Annotated in this window: 7 protein-coding genes; 2 read left to right on the forward strand and 5 right to left on the reverse strand. The window is 44.7% G+C overall.

Annotation, left to right across the window (positions count from 1 at the left end; translation table 11 throughout):
* Positions 1-126 precede the first annotated feature (126 nt).
* A complete protein-coding gene (locus tag IQ457_RS04230; protein ID WP_200662203.1) occupies positions 127-4935 on the forward strand; it encodes an NAD-glutamate dehydrogenase in 4809 nt (1602 codons plus the stop codon).
* Between the two features lie 126 nt (positions 4936-5061).
* On the opposite strand, the gene IQ457_RS04235 is transcribed toward IQ457_RS04230, so the two are convergent.
* The 3 genes from IQ457_RS04235 to IQ457_RS04245 all read right to left on the reverse strand — a co-directional run bounded on the left by IQ457_RS04235 (position 5062) and on the right by IQ457_RS04245 (position 11764).
* Positions 5062-6129, reverse strand: a complete 1068-nt coding sequence (locus IQ457_RS04235) for a WG repeat-containing protein (RefSeq protein WP_200662204.1) — start codon at positions 6127-6129, stop codon at positions 5062-5064.
* A 30-nt stretch (positions 6130-6159) separates the two neighbouring features.
* Positions 6160-10167: an AAA family ATPase gene (locus IQ457_RS04240; protein ID WP_200662205.1), complete on the reverse strand. Its 4008-nt coding sequence runs from the start codon at positions 10165-10167 to the stop codon at positions 6160-6162.
* Between the two features lie 79 nt (positions 10168-10246).
* Complete coding sequence (locus IQ457_RS04245) at positions 10247-11764, reverse strand: exonuclease SbcCD subunit D C-terminal domain-containing protein (RefSeq protein ID WP_200662206.1); 1518 nt, start codon at positions 11762-11764, stop codon at positions 10247-10249.
* Positions 11765-12177: 413 nt separating this feature from the next.
* Between IQ457_RS04245 and IQ457_RS04250 the strand changes: the two genes are divergently transcribed.
* Positions 12178-12816, forward strand: a complete 639-nt coding sequence (locus tag IQ457_RS04250) for a hypothetical protein (protein WP_200662207.1) — start codon at positions 12178-12180, stop codon at positions 12814-12816.
* 320 nt (positions 12817-13136) lie between these two features.
* On the opposite strand, the gene cysG is transcribed toward IQ457_RS04250, so the two are convergent.
* Entirely contained in the window at positions 13137-14747 is a 1611-nt protein-coding gene (gene cysG, locus IQ457_RS04255; protein ID WP_200662208.1) for a siroheme synthase CysG, read from the reverse strand.
* 259 nt (positions 14748-15006) lie between these two features.
* Positions 15007-15957 (reverse strand): acyltransferase, encoded by a 951-nt coding sequence (locus tag IQ457_RS04260; RefSeq protein WP_200662209.1) that lies wholly within the window; start codon positions 15955-15957, stop codon positions 15007-15009.
* Between the last annotated feature and the right edge of the window lie 134 nt (positions 15958-16091).

The raw sequence follows: 16091 nt of genomic DNA on the forward strand, positions 1-16091 counted from the left end.
AATGATGTTGTACGCTTTTGCTAGACACCGCAGTGGGTTACACTTTGATAGGTTGGCACTAGTAGATACCAATGATTGGTTATTGAAAAAACGAGAACGACAAACCTATAACAAAGGACAATGGATATGCCTCACAACTTAAATATCGCAAAAGAGCGGATCAGCCAGATAAGCGATATTGCCACCAGTTATGTACAAAAAGACAAATCGCTATTTGACCATTTTATTCATAGCTATTATCAGACGCTGCATCAAGAAGTGGCAAAAGATATCAGTAATATGGATTTGGCTGGTATGGCGCTGCATCATTTTACTTTGCTTAAAGCCTATGACGGCAGTCAGCCGCAGCTTGCTATTTTAAACCCCATCGCCGAAGAGCAGCATTTTCATAGCTCGCATACGGTTATCCAAATAGTCGCTTACGATAGACCATTTTTGGTCGATACCATTTTAATGAGCTTGGAAGCAGAAGGTATCGATGTCCATCGTACCTATAATATTATTATTGGGGTCGAGCGCGATGAAAATGGCGATATCACTCATGTCGAAAGTGCTCATGAAAGCGACACGTCAAAAATGTCTTTGATTCATTGCGAAATCGCTTATCAAAACAATGATGAGTTGGCGGCATTAAAGCAGATGCTGCTGGCAAAAATCGATACCCTCGATATCGTCGTTGATGACTGGCAGCAGATACGCGGCAAGCTGACCGATATAAAAGCGGAGCTGGCTGGTCAGAATCTACCCGAAGTGTATTATTCGCCGCAAGAAATTCAAGCGTTTTTGGATTGGGTATTAGATGAGCATTTTATCTTTTTAGGCTATCGCGAGTACCGCTTAGAAGATGATGACAATTTAGACTTATTTGCCATTGGTAATAGTGGGCTTGGCCTGTTGCGCGGCGGTAGTGAGGATACGCTCTCAAAAAGCTTTGATGAGCTGCCTCAAAATCTAAAAAAATTATTAACCGAGCCACGCGTATTGATGTTGTCTAAATCAAGCCGTGTGTCACCTGTCCATCGTCCGGTATACATGGATTTTTTAGGCATTCATAAGTTTGATGACCATGGCAAGCTGATTGGCGAATATCGCTTTATTGGTCTATTTACCGCGCAAGCCTATCAGCTAAGCGTACAACAGATTCCGTTGCTACGTGAAAAAGCCAATAAAATCATGGCGATGGCGGATTTACCACGTGACGGTCATGCGTATCATAAAATGATGCATGTGATTAACTCTCTGCCGCGCGATGATTTGTTTCAAGCCAGCGTTGAAGAGTTATATCCTATCGTCTCTGGTATTAGCCAATTGCAAGATAAAAAAAGCTTGCGCTTATTTAGCCGAGTCGATCATTATCAGCGCTTTGTATCCTGCTTGGTCTATATTCCACGTGATAAATTCAATACCGAGCTGCGTATTAAAGTACAAAACGTCTTAAAAGACGCTTACGGCGGTACGTCATCTGGCTTTACCACGGAATTTAACGAATCAGAACACGCCCGCGTCCACGTCCATGTGCGTACGATACCCGGTCAAGTAAATGACGTGGATACGGCGGCGCTACAAGATAAGCTGTCGGCTCTCATGCAATCATGGCGCGATAATTATCAAAAAATGCTGCTCGATAATGTCGGTGAACAACAAGCAAATGCCTTAATGCGCCGCTTCTTAAGCTATATTCCAGCAGCCTATCAAGAACGCTTTGATGCGCGGACGGCGGTCGAAGATACCAAACGTCTGGCGAGTTTAAATGACGAGCAGCCAATGATTTGGCATTTATATCAGTCAACGGGCGGCGCCAGCAATCAGCTGCACCTAAAACTATATGGTCGCCAAAACCCTGTGATTCTCTCAAAAGTCTTGCCGGTACTAGAAAACTTTGGCGTATCGGTCATTTCTGCCCAAACTTATGAGTTCGATTTGCCAGAGCAGCCGATTTGGATGCAAGAGTATGAGCTGGTATTGGAACATGTTGACACCATCGATATGCAAGTAGTACGCGCGCAGTTTGAAGATAGCCTTAAGCAAATATGGGCAGGGCGCGTTGAGAGTGATTCCTTTAATGAGCTGGTATTAACCACCAAACTCGACACGTATGATGTGGTGGTACTGCGTGCCTTATCGCGTTATATGATACAAGCAAAAGCGCCGTTCTCTAGTGCTTATATTCAGCAAACTGTGGTAAAAAATAGTGCCATTAGCATTGCCTTAAGCGAGCTATTCGATGCGCGCATGAATCCTAAATATAGTGAAGAGGAACGCGCCAGCAAAACCAGTCAAACTCGAGAGCAAATCAACAGCACCTTGGCTGGCGTCAGTAGTTTAGATGAAGATCGTATCCTGCGTTGGTATTTAGATTTGATTAATGCCATGGTGCGTACCAACTTCTATCAAAAAGAAGCAGATGGTCAACGTAAAGACCGTTTATCGTTTAAGTTTCTGGCGGCAGATATTCCAAACTTACCCAAACCTAAGCCTATGTTTGAGATATTTGTTTATTCACCGCGCGTTGAAGCGGTGCATTTACGCGGCGGTAAAGTCGCTCGCGGCGGGCTGCGCTGGTCGGACCGTATGGAAGATTTCCGTACCGAAGTACTTGGTCTAGTCAAAGCGCAAATGGTCAAAAACGCGGTCATTGTCCCGGTTGGCTCCAAAGGCGGTTTTATCGTCAAGACCAAAACCATGGCTGATGGCCGTGAAGCCTTCCAAGCAGAAGGGATTGCCTGTTATCAAGCGTTCCTGCGCGGTATGCTGGATGTGACCGACAATATTGTCGATGGCAAAATTGTCCCGCCAGCCAATACGGTGCGTCACGACGAAGATGACCCGTACTTAGTCGTTGCTGCTGATAAAGGTACCGCTACCTTCTCAGATATCGCCAATGCCTTATCAAGCGAGTATAACTTTTGGCTCGATGATGCCTTTGCTTCAGGCGGCTCGGTCGGTTATGACCATAAAGCGATGGGTATCACCGCTCGCGGTGGTTGGGAATCGGTCAAACGCCACTTCCGTATGCGCGGTATGGACATTCAAAACCGTGATGATTTCACCGTTGTTGGTATTGGTGATATGAGTGGCGACGTTTTTGGTAACGGCATGCTCAGATCGACGCACACCAAGTTGGTCGCAGCCTTTAACCATCTACATATCTTTATCGATCCAAACCCAGATACCGCCGCGTCTTATACCGAGCGTGAGCGTTTATTTAATCTGCCGCGTTCAACGTGGGACGACTATGAAAAATCGCTCATCAGCCAAGGTGGTGGCGTGTTCTCACGTCAAGATAAAACCATTGTTATTAGCCCTGAGATGAAAGCATTATTTGAGATCAGTGAAGACAGCCTTGCGCCCAACGAGTTAATCAGTGCGCTGCTAAAATCGCCAGTTGATTTGATTTGGAATGGCGGTATCGGTACTTACGTGAAAAGTGCCAATGAAAGTCATGCCGATGTCGGTGATCGCGCCAATGATGCCGTACGCGTCAACGGTGGTGAGCTACGCACGGCAGTCGTCGGCGAAGGCGGTAACTTAGGCTTTACCCAGCAAGGACGTATCGAATACGCACAGACGGGCGGGCGCATTTATACCGACGCTATCGACAACTCGGGCGGCGTTAATTGCTCAGATCATGAAGTTAATATTAAGATTTTACTGGGTAAAGTGGTCGAGCAAGGCGATATGACGCTCAAGCAGCGTAATGAGCTCTTAGAGTCTATGACCGATACGGTCGCTGAATTGGTGCTGCGCCAAAATTATCTACAACCGCAGGCGCTTGAGCTTAGCCATCTACGTGCCGCGGCAAATTTAAGTGACCATCAACGCTTTATTCAAATGCTAGAAAGCGAAGGACGTCTTGATCGCGCCATTGAGTATCTGCCATCAGATGAAGAAATCGCCAAACGTCAAAAAGCGGGCACAGGTCTTACCAATCCTGAGCTGGCAGTTGTGATGGCTTACGGCAAAATGTGGGTGTACGATAATTTATTGGCGTCAGATTTACCTGATGCACCGTATTTCGTTAATGAGCTGCGTCAATACTTCCCTGATGAGCTGGCAGCAAACTTCTTTGATGAGATGAAAGAACATCGCCTGCACCGTGAAATCATCAGTACTTATTTGACCAATAGCATCGTCAACCGTTTGGGTATCGAAGCCTTATTTCGTTTATTTGAGGAAACGGGGCAAACGCTTGCTACGATCGCGCGCGGCTATGCGATTGCTCGTGATGTCTTCCATGTATCAAAAGCTTGGGAAAAACTTGAGTCACTAGACAACCAAGTTGATGCGACCTTGCTACTTGAGCTTGAGCTACGTTTGCGTGATGCGCTTGAAAATGGCGTAGTGTGGTTTATCAATGCCTTTGGTCAGGATTTACAAGTTGCCGATATGATCGAGCGCTTTGAAGACAGTGTGGAAAAATTGACCAAAGCAGGCGGTTTTATCGAGCAGCAATTCTCAGAGTATTTGCAAGAAGACATCACAAGCTTAACGGAAGACGAGCTGTCTGCGGATGATGCGGCGATGTTCGCGATGTTGCCGTACCATGTCGATGCCCTAGATGCCGCGCTGTTGGCTGAGCAGTATGAACGCCCAGTCGATGAGATTGCCGCTTTATACTTTGAGGCCTATCACGTTTTACAGCTAGATTGGATGATGGACAATATCGCCACCTTACCGCAGCAAGACCACTGGGATCGCCGTGCGCGTCACGCCCTTGTCAACGAAGTTTCGCGCAGTCTGCGTATGCTGATGGATACTTTATTAAAGCAGCCTGATGCCAAACAAACCTTTAATGACTGGAAATCGCGTCATGAAAGTCAGCTTGAGTCCATCACTACAGAGATGCAAAAGATTGATAGCAATGATGAAAATGCTATGAGTTTATCAACGTTATCGGTATTGATGAGTGAGCTTAGTGGGCTGGTAAGTAAATAATAAGCTAAAAAATAAGCCGGATAGCAAATTACAGAAAATCCAGATTATATGTTTATAGAAAAAAATCACCGTTATGAGTTAACGGTGATTTTTTGTTTTTCAATAATAAAAAGAAAACTAAAAAGGCTAATTTAAGGTTATAAAGGTATTTAAACGGCGCATTTTGCCGTTCTTCTCAACCCACACTTTCTCACCATCGTCACGATAACTAGCAAATTGTGGTTTTAGTATTACACTGCCTTTATTATTTATAATGCCAAACTTGCCCGCTTGCTTATAAGTATAAAGCTGATGGTATAGCAGCTTTCTGATGGGGTCGTCTGATGCAAGGATTAACTTACCATTAGCATCGATAATCTGCGCGCTAACAATCTCGTCTTGGATATCTTCGCTCATACCCTTAGCGGTGCTACCATCGACTAACGTACTACGCAAAAATAGCGGCGGCTTAGCAGAAGTATTAAACGCTTCGATATGTTGATGGGCGGCAAAAGGAATAATAACGTCATTGTTTTGGTCAATGAGCGCGGTCTCGTCGTTTAAGCTTACTTGTAAATATAAAAGCTGACCTGTACAAGCATTTAACGGATGAATCGCCTCATACTTTGGCACGATTGCCCAGTAGCCTTTATCATCAAGCAGTCCTGTACGCCCTTGATCACTAGTCATTTTAAAATAATCTTGGTCATGATCAGAATCGTAGTGCGCATGCTCGATACGCGCCGCAGTGAGTGGAAAAATCCAGTCGCCATGACGATTAATAATACCTTGTCTGGTTGTCGCATCTGATGGTTTGACGCTGACAATAAAGCTGGTTGCGATATCCGGCTCGGTTTGAATAGCGTCATAGTCAAAAGGGACAATGATCTTGCCAGCAGCATTGATAACGCCGTATTTACCATCCTGCTTAGCAAGCACATAGCTGTCCATTACGATATAAGCATCGGACAGATTATCCATGACGATCTGACCACTTAGGTCTTGCAGCTGCTGCGACCCGTCAGCTTGTTCGATCAACTTGCCAGCAAACGGCGTATTATTTTCAATACGCTCAAAGTAGCTACTGGGTAGAGTTCCGGCGCAATTAATCGTCGCCTGCGCAGTCGTCAAACTTAAAGTAGAAGCAGTAATAGTAAATATAAAAGCAATAAGCAAACGCGCATTAATATAAATAATTTTAAATAGAGTATGCATAAATGTGCCACCTTAAAATTACTTTAGCCATTAACTGGCAATATGATAACAGCCTTGTCCAGTGATTTTACTAAAGCCACCTGAGAGCTTAGTGACTTGAATTTGGGTCAAAATACGCTCTTTTAGCGCCTGCACGTGCGAGATGACGCCAATCAATTTGCCTTCTTGCTGTAAGCTGGTCAAGGTATCGAGGGCGATATCCAGTGATTCCTCATCAAGGGTGCCAAAGCCTTCGTCCAAAAATAACGAATCGACGCGAATATTATGACTGGCCATCTGCGACAGTCCGAGCGCTAATGCTAGGCTGATAATAAAGCCTTCACCGCCAGAGAGATTTTTAGTGCTGCGTCTCTCGCCACCTTGATAGTTGTCAATGACATTGAGCTCGAGCGGACTATTGTCGTCACGCGCCAGCAAATAGCGATCGCTCATTTTATGCAGCTGGGCATTGGCATGGGTCACCATGATATCAAAGGTCAGACCTTGGGCAAAGGTACGATACTTTTTGCCACTGCTTGAGCCTATCAGTTCATTGAGCTGTCGCCAGACTTGCAAGGTGTCTTTTTGATGAGCAATGGCTTGGCGCTGAGCCTGCTGGTTGCCTTTTTTCTCTTCATTGTCTTTGAGCTGTTGGCTCATGGCGCCGATTGCTTCAATCAAGCGCTGCAATTCATTTTGTGCCAATTGCTGCTGCTCAGCCAGCGACTCTCTATCTTCAGTGGTTAAAGGGTTGGCTTTTTTCTCCGCCAGTGCTTGCAAGGTTTGAGTCAATAGGGATTGCGCTTGCTTGAGCGTATCGTTGATTTGCTGCTGCTGCTCGGTTAAGTGATGACGCTCGGCAGCTGGCAGGCGCGCGCGCATGAATTCTGCTTCATCGCTAAAGTCAGAGCTGGCGAGCGCGGTTTTAAAAATATCTTCTTGCGTCGTCAGAGCAGTGCTAGCGGTCGTTAATTGCTCGGCAAGCAACTGCTGCTGTCGTTGTAATTGTTTGAGAGTGAGCTCAGCACTATCTAACTGCCGCTGCGCTACTGCTTGTTCGCTATGCGCCTGTTCAAGGACAGTGCGTAACCTTGCTTCTTCTGCATCAGGATTGATATTCATGTTGCTATTATCATTATCAGTGTTTGGCACATTACCTGCAAAAATATTGTCTGCAAAAATATCGCGCCGCTCAGCCGTTAATTGCGCCAGTGTCTTAGTTTTTGTATTAATTGCTTGCAGCAAATCATCAAGCTCAGTCTCTTCTTTATCTAACTGAGCTTGTTTAGTTTCGATTTGCACGGTCATGCTGCCAAGCGCAGTGATTAGGTTTTGTTGGGCATTTTTATAAGCAGTAAACTGCTGCTTTAGTTGCACCAAACTACTACGCTGCTGACGCAGCGTATCAAGATGAACCTCGTAGTCAGCTTTATTTAACACAACTTGCTGGTCAATACTCGCCAGCAGCGGCTGTAAAACAGCAGGTTTGGTAACGGCATCTAGCTCATACTTGCCCGCAAGATATTTATTTAATATCGCCAATATAGCGTCTTTAAGCTGCGTTAATTCGGCAAAATTCGTCGAGATTTTTTTCTCGATAGCATCCAAAGCCAGCGTGCTTATTTGACTATTGCTCTTAATCTCATGAATATCAGTGACAAGCTGATACTGCTGCTTTTCAAACGTCTCAATGGTTTTATTCGTTTTAGCAAGCTCATCGCTTAGTGCTTCATGTTGTGTAAGCGTGTCTTTTAAAGACTGCTTGCGCTCGCTAAGTTGGTCTTTAATCGTCTCTAGCAATAACAAACCATCTTTTATTAAACTCTCTTTTATCAGGGCGGAATCGGTCGAATCATCAGCTCGCTTAGTCAACAAATCTATATCTATGCCAATTTGGCCAAGCTGAGTCATGCTTGCAGTCACGGCGTTAGAATAGGTTTTAGCCAAAAGCGGCTGTATTAAGTCATTGCTGTCCGCGCCCAGTTTTTTGATCTGCTCATAGAGTGGGGTTTTTTGCTCGTGCAACTGCTTAATCTGATTTTGTGTGGTGGCATATTCAATACGCTGCTTGGAGATGGTTTGTTCTAGCGCATTGATCGTCGTATCCAGCTCGCTTATTTGCTGCTGCGTTTGAGCCACTTCGGATGGCTCTTTGTTCAATACAGGATGATGGGCGCCATAAGGATGCTCGCGCGCACCGCAAAGCGGGCAAGGATCGCCCTCTTTTAGTTGGGTAATATAACGCTCTAAACTGGCAACCTGTTGCCATGAATCGAGCAGCTTTTGCTTATCTTGACGTCGGTCTTTAGCGTCTGCCATAAGCGCTTCGTTGTCAGTAATGCTCGCCGCCAGTTTGGTCAAGGTATCATTAATGGTCGGCAGGGCAGTGTTTATCTTATTGATTTGGCTAGCAAGCGCTTCAATTTGCTGTGCCTTAGAGCTCACTTGCTCTATCTGGCTGTGCGTGTGCTCAATCTGCTCTTGCTCATCACGTATATCAGCCAATGACTGCGTTTGGGTTAATGCTGCCTGCTGTTTTTGCAAAGCGGCTAGCGCTTCACGCGCCTTGGCAATCAAAGCGTTGGTCGCATCTTGCTGCTGCTGACATTGATCAAGATTGGTTTGATATTGGATAGATTGCTGATGATGAGCAATTTTTTCGTTTGCCAAAGCGGCATTGTCTTGCAGCAGCGCTTTTAGGCGGCCGCCATGACTATCAAAATTTGCCGCATCGGTATCTATATCGTGCAAAGCGGCGGCGTCAATCAAATATTTTTCTATCGTTGCTAACTGGGCCTTGTCCTGATTGAATTGGACGGTATGATTTTCTATCTCTTGGCGTAAGCCTTGCGTATTGGTCGCTAGGCGTTGTTTTCTTTGCTGCTGATCATCTAACGCCTGCGTTTTCTGGGCGATTGCGCCATCGAGCTTACGAGCGTGAGCAATTTTTGGTAACGTGATTTGCAGCTCGTCATAGGCGCTCTGCGTATCAGTGTCAGCTGCTTTTAGCGCATTCACTGCGTGCGAAAAGCGCTCTTGTTGCTGCGGCAACTGATGGTTTAGTGCCTGCTGATCATTTTGCAAGCGTTTAACGTCATTACGATTATGGGCAAGTTGACTGTATTGGCTGTCAATCTCCAAGGCTTTATTGGCGGCGTTAAGACGCTTAGCGTCAGGAGCGAAATCTGCCTGCGCTTGCTTGGCAACCGTAACCTCGTTTTGATGATTATCGACGTTCTTTTTTAATTCTGCCACCGTATCGAGCCAATTGATTTGCGCTTGCAGACGTTGATACTGTTGTTGCTGCTTGGTTTGCGCGGTCTGGTGTGAGGTCAGCGTTTCATTAATTAGCGCTTCTTCATCGGCGTCTAACAAAGTTAAACCCTCCAAGCCAAACTGTAGTTTATTTAAAATTTCTTCTTCCGCGCGTTTTTTTTCAAAAACATGGGTCGATATCGTCGCGTAGATATCTGTACCCGTGATTTTTTCTAAGATATCGGCGCGCTCATCGGCCTTAGCCTTTAAAAACGCGGAAAAACTGCCCTGCGCCAGTAAGATTGAACGCGTGAACTGCTGAAAATCCATTCGTGTCAGCTCAACAATTTTTTCTTTGGTGCGTGAGAGTTTGCTTTCTAGTATTTCATCGCCTTTAAGCTTGTCATCTTTGCTATCGGCATTACTGTCATCGTCAGTTTTGGGCGTTACCAAAGCAATCTCATGGGTAGCATCTTGCAAGTTACCATCCGCCTTGCCATAAGCGCGGCGCTGCCCCCAGCGGCAGCGATATTGCGTGCCATTTAAATCAATGACCACTTCCGCGAAACACTCTGCCGTTTGCCGCGTCATGACCTCGTTGCTACTTTTACTGATGTTATTGATCCGCGGCGTCTCACCATATAGCGCCAGACAAATCGCATCCAAAATCGTGGTCTTGCCAGCGCCAGTCTGCCCAGTAATGGCAAATATGCCTTCATTGATAAACGCGGAATCAGCGAAATCGATATGCCATTCGCCCTTTAAAGAGTTTAAGTTTTTGAGTCGCAGTTCGATTAGGCGCATGTGTCGGTCTTTGTCGTTTGAATGGATGGTTGTGCTTGGGCTTTGGAACTTATGTTTTGATGCCGCGCTCATTGCTCATTTATTCAGCTTGAACGTCATCATGGTAGATATTATGGAGTATCTGCTGATAGGCGCTGCGTAATGAGGCTTTTTGGGTATCGGCAATGCCATTGATTTCTAAGCATTTATCAAACACATCAAGCTCATTTAAATCTTGTAAGGTTACAGAAGATTGCTGCTGATTGAGGACTTTATTGTAGGTGCGCGTATTTTTGATTTTTAACACTTCGCAAGTTAAACCCTCAATCATGGCATTCACTTCTTCACGCAGCTCATTGACGATTTCATAACCGTCATAAATCACTTCTAGCCAAATAGACTCTGAGGACTTTAATGATTTTATCGTAGCAGCGATGGTCGTCAAATCACCCGTTATCTGCGCCAATTTTTGAAAACAAGGAATCGGCAGCGAGATTACCTGCATTTGCCGTAACTCATCATGATGCAGTCGTTGGGAAGTTAAATCAGACGTTGTAAAAGTGGAATCAAGCTGCATCGCCTTTGACTGAGTAAAGGGTTCTTCATTGACGTTAATTGCGGCGCTTTCTTCTTGCTCAACAAAGCCAAATAAATCATCCATAAATTCAGGCGTTTGAATGACTGCTTTTTTCGCGACTTTTTCAACCTTACTTGTAGTATTGGCAGGCTGAAGAATAGTACTCTCATCAGACAAAGATTTTTCTACTTCGCCAAACTCTACCAACAACACTTGTTTTTGCTGCTTTGCTTCGCCAAAACCCATGGCGATAGGCGAGCCTGAATAGCGGATATGCTCACAGCCGCCGACGCGCTGCGGCACATGTAAATGCCCCAGTGCCACATAATCAAAGCCATCATCAAACATGTCAGCGGAGATTTGACCGAGGGAGCCGACGTAGAGATCGCGCACGCCATCATCTTCTGTAGTCTTACTACCTGCGGCGAATAAATGCCCCGTCGCAATAATAGGAATATGGCGCTGATGAGCGTCGCTTAAATGCTCCTGTCTTGCTTTGGCAATGCTAGCCACTTCATCATAATGCGCTCGAATACCCTTGATAACATTGGCGTCTTTGCTATCCATAGACTCGCCAGCATGGCTACCACGCACATCGCGGTCGCGCAGATAGGGCACAGCGGCGATAATACAATGCGGTGTGCCATCAATCGCGTCTAAAACCAACACCTCATCATTTAAATCGTCACAAGCAGTACCGATGACATGGACATTTAGAAACTTTAAGACTTTACTGGGGGCATCTAAAAAAGTCGGGGAGTCGTGGTTGCCCGCGACGATGACTATATGCTCGCAGCACAATTTTGATACTTTACCTAAAAACTCATAATACAGCGCTTGGGCTCTGTTACTTGGGGTCATGGTGTCAAAGATATCACCGGCTACGATAAGTACGTCCACTTTTTGCGCGCTAATGGTCTCTTGTAGCCAACTTAAAAAGGCTTCAAATTCCTCATAACGCATGCGCCCATAAAGTCTGCGTCCCAAATGCCAGTCGGAGGTATGAAGAATAGTAAGCGGTTTAATAGCAAATGCAGGCATAAGTGAACTTAATAATGGTTAGAAGACTGCGATTATTCTAGCAAGAATTGCTGTGGTTTGCTGTGCTTATAAACTTGTGATTGATTCACTGTGAAAAAGACGGAAAGACTTATTCAGCATTGATGAGTAAATTGAACTTTGGTCAGTAAAATGCTCATCAAATGCAAGAAAATGGGTATCGGTGATGTCATAAGAGTAAGAGTTAAAAAAGTCTAGCGGTCTATTATTAGTAGTTCCATTATACCAGTCTGTTTTAAGTGGTCTGTTAATAGGTTTTAAGGGTGAAATTACTGGTTCCGTTGGGGTATACTCTCTATTGAAAAGCCTTGAATCAAAGGCTATCACTGGCTATTTAGAGAGCTCAAATTACCCTTTTCCTCATCCACTTACAAAATAGCATACAAGCCATAAATATGATGAATAAAAAACCAGCTCTGCTTGTATCAGACAAAAACCTAAAGTTAGTAACTCAATTTTTGATGATAACTTATGTTCTTTGTTTATTATTGCCTGCTTACAAACTAAGTATAATGGTAGGAGATGGTCAAGACGGTGGAGGTATGGGTACTCTAATATTGGGTACGTTATACTTACCTTTTGGTCTGATGTATGGAGACTACGGGATATTAGCTATTTGTGGTAACTATATATTCTTCTACCTTGTTATTCGGTTACTTACCATACCAAACTATTCGACCAAATTTTCAGTCATTTTAGCGATCTTGTTGTTATGTTCGATAGCTTTAAGTTTCTATGATGTTTATCCCGTTGGCTACACTTCAAACGGGCATATAGTGGCATGGGGATATGGTGCTTTTGCTTGGTATTTTAGTTTGTGTGCCATGTCTTTTTTAATACTTTATCGTTTTTTTGTTAAAAAAACACCGCATATTTCATGGTTTATATTGGTATTGGTAGTAAGCTTCTTGTGCTCTCTAGGTTTGCGATATTATCAATATCACTATTGGGCCGATGAATACCACAAAAAGTATTTCTTTGACGCTGTATGGTTGATGCGTATGCGTATGCTGAGCCACATTGGGATTGTTTAAGATTCAACAATCTAAGAGAGTATGGAAATTCCGAGGTGCTTCATACATCTGCCAGATCGATTCCTGTATAGCGCACCGATCATGATTAGAATATGTATGATAAGTACACCATGAAGTACACTGTGACTGTTTCAACCAGTTAAAACGTTGATACCATTAGCCTACAGCCAAATATTCTAGTCCTCACTAGGGTACCGAATTAGTTAAAGCACCTAATTGGTTCCTCGTAGGTATACCTTTAACAAACTATTATTATGTCAACGTCATAGAGGTTTTTGATGCTCTCTACAATCTCGATAGTCGCTTGACCTTAATCGCACTTAACCAATTACTAGTTGCTCCACATCATCAGCGGTCGCCAAATTAGTGACCATTGATAGCGCATGTGCTTGCTGGCTAGTAGGGGCTTTTGCCGCCGCTGTCTTGCCACCGCGCAACCAATTATCATCGGTATCAGCAGCATTTTGGTTGTTTTGCTCATTGTCTACATGATACCAAGCCAAGTCATGATGTAGGGCGACCACATCTCCCATAATCAGCAGAGCAGGCGTGGGTAGCTGATTTTTTTCTTGCAATTCAACAATATTGGCAAGCGTACCAGTCAATACTTGCTGATTGGGCATACTGGCATTAGAGACAATGGCGATTGGGGTATCGCTACTACGTCCAGCATCAATTAAACCTGTCGTCAAACGTGCCAGTGAATGCAGCCCCATATAAAACACCACAGTTTCGTCGGTATTTAAAAAGCTTTTAAAGTTACTGTTTGGCGTGCCAGCCTTCAAAAACCCCGTGACAAAACGTACCGACTGCGAGTGATCGCGGTGTGTGAGCGGAATACCAGCATAACTGGCAGCGGCATTGGCAGCGGTAATACCGGGTACGACCTGATAAGGGACGCCATGCGCACGCAAGCTTTCAATCTCTTCACCGCCGCGTCCAAAGATGAAAGGATCGCCGCCTTTTAAACGCACCACACGGCGACCATCTTTTGCGCTATTGATTAATAGCTCATTGATGCCAAGCTGAGCGACGGCATGGTTGCTACGTTTTTTACCGACAAATACTTTGTCAGCATCGCGGCGGCATAAATCCAATACTTGCGGTGATACTAACGCATCATAATAGACGATATCGGCTTGCTGCATAAGACGTAGGGCTTTAAAGGTCAGCAGCTCTGGATCACCGGGGCCTGCACCGACGATATAAACTTCACCCATTGGATTTTTTACGGTGTGAGATTCTGTAGATGTATTACCTGCTGTACTTTTTTCATTGATAGCAGGTGCAGTGTTATCTAAATCCGCTTGCAGTCGCGCCGCTGCTGCATCTTCATTGCCAGCAAACATCAGCTGACTGACTTCACCTTCAAAAGTGCGCTCCCAGAACTGACGACGTCCTGTCAGCGTTGGGATTTTGGTTTTTACCTCATCCCGAAAGTCACCAGCCAGCTTGGCCAATTTGCCATAACCTTGCGGGATTAACGTCTCTAGACGTGCGCGCAGTAAACGTGCCAGCACCGGCGCTTTGCCATTGGATGAAATGCCAATCACAATTGGATTACGATCGACGATGGCTGGGAAAATAAAGTCGCATAAATGCGGCGTATCAACGACGTTGACGGGAATATTCAGCTCGCTGGCATCAGCATGAATTTGATGATTGAGCGCTTCATCATCCGTTGCGGCGATAATGACGCGTGCGCCAGTCATATAAGCTTTATTGTAGTTTTCATAAATCAGTTCGTGCTTGGCTTTGTCCTTAGTATGGCTGAGCAAAGCTTGTATTTCAGCACTGATAGTTGGTGCAAGAATCGTGATCGCAGCACCAGCGCGCCTGAGTAAGTCAGCTTTACGTAGCGCGACATCACCGCCACCAACGATCAGTACTTTGCGGTCTTCTAATTTAAAAAATAGCGGAAAGGTGTTCATAGCATCACCAATGATTCAGTCAATATAAAATATGTCATCATTATGCGGTATCACGCGCTACGTCTCATGCAGTGAATTGGCATTAACATATTCGTTTTTGTCATGTTGCTGATGGTTTTTTGCTAAGATGTGGAATAGCTGGGGAATAAAAACGTAGAAACGTGGCAGAAAAAAACCACAAGCTCACTTTTAAGCTTGTGGCTGATGTGGATTCTAAGTCTTATATTTACATGGATAGTGTTTAACGTACTGCCAAAGTCTACTCAAACTCACTTAGCATCTTAGTAATGCGGGCATCTTTTTGTTGCCAAATGTCCTCGAGCCAATCAAACATCATTTCTTTAGTGGCTTCATCACGGTCATAGCCGCCATCCATAATGGCCGCAAATAACTCGTCCGGTATGGTTAAGCGCGTCACATCGACGCCCAAGCGACGAATATTACCTTTCCATAAATCATCATAGTCAGGCGCACCGTCGGGATAGACGATAGTCACGTCTAAAATCGAATCCAATTCATTGCCTAACGCATTAAGCGCCAATGACAACCCGCCAGCGCGTGGTTTTAATAAATGCTCATAAGGTGAGCCTTGCTTATCATGTTTTTCTTTAGTAAAGCGCGTGCCTTCTAAATAGTTTAATAACGCGAAAGGTTTGTTTTTTAATTGACGACAGGCGCGCTTTGCTTCTTCGATATCCTTACCTTTGAGGGCAGGATTTTTGGCAATCGCTTCTTTAGAGTGACGACGCATCATTGGGAAGTCTAAAAAGTAAAAGGCTTGACCGATAACGGGAATATAAATCAAATTAAACTTGGTGAAAAACCTTGTTAGAGGCAGGGTGTCTTGGCTGATATATTGCACGATACTGGTATCGACCCACGACTGATGGTTACTGACCAAGAGATACTGCTTATCTTCGCTTAGACCATCGGGCAGGTTGATGTGCCAGTCTTTATGAGGTAGGGCGTGGTCGATAACGGCATTATTAGTATTAATCCAATACTTAGTAATTGCAATTAAGGCATCATCAGTCAGTTTTGACCCAGTCAATACTTTCGCCGCGCCCATAGTCCAGACCGGTAGACCAACCAACGCACTATTGGCGGTGAGGACGCCAGTACCCGTCAAAAAAGAGGCAGCCTTGCCGACAGCTGGCAATTTATCATGCAGTTTTTCATAGAATGAATCGATTTTTTTTATTAAAGGCATATCAAATGTCCGTATTGATGAGTGTGGCAAAGCCATGATCGAGCTTGATGATAAAAAGGCGCACAAGTAGCCGCAGCGATGGGCAGCTTCGTCCATAGTTTAGCGTTAAAAGAGTGGCTTAACGTTTAATGTGA

The sequence above is a fragment of the Psychrobacter sp. M9-54-1 genome (assembly GCF_016613355.1).
Lineage (GTDB): Bacteria > Pseudomonadota > Gammaproteobacteria > Pseudomonadales > Moraxellaceae > Psychrobacter > Psychrobacter faecalis.

Coding starts and splice junctions, on each gene's coding strand:
- IQ457_RS04230 (WP_200662203.1), top strand. CDS start 127: ATGCCTCACAACTTAAATATCGCAAAAGAGCGGATCAGCCAGATAAGC.
- IQ457_RS04235 (WP_200662204.1), bottom strand. CDS start 6,129: ATGCATACTCTATTTAAAATTATTTATATTAATGCGCGTTTGCTTATT.
- IQ457_RS04240 (WP_200662205.1), bottom strand. CDS start 10,167: ATGCGCCTAATCGAACTGCGACTCAAAAACTTAAACTCTTTAAAGGGC.
- IQ457_RS04245 (WP_200662206.1), bottom strand. CDS start 11,764: ATGCCTGCATTTGCTATTAAACCGCTTACTATTCTTCATACCTCCGAC.
- IQ457_RS04250 (WP_200662207.1), top strand. CDS start 12,178: ATGATGAATAAAAAACCAGCTCTGCTTGTATCAGACAAAAACCTAAAG.
- cysG (WP_200662208.1), bottom strand. CDS start 14,747: ATGAACACCTTTCCGCTATTTTTTAAATTAGAAGACCGCAAAGTACTG.
- IQ457_RS04260 (WP_200662209.1), bottom strand. CDS start 15,957: ATGCCTTTAATAAAAAAAATCGATTCATTCTATGAAAAACTGCATGAT.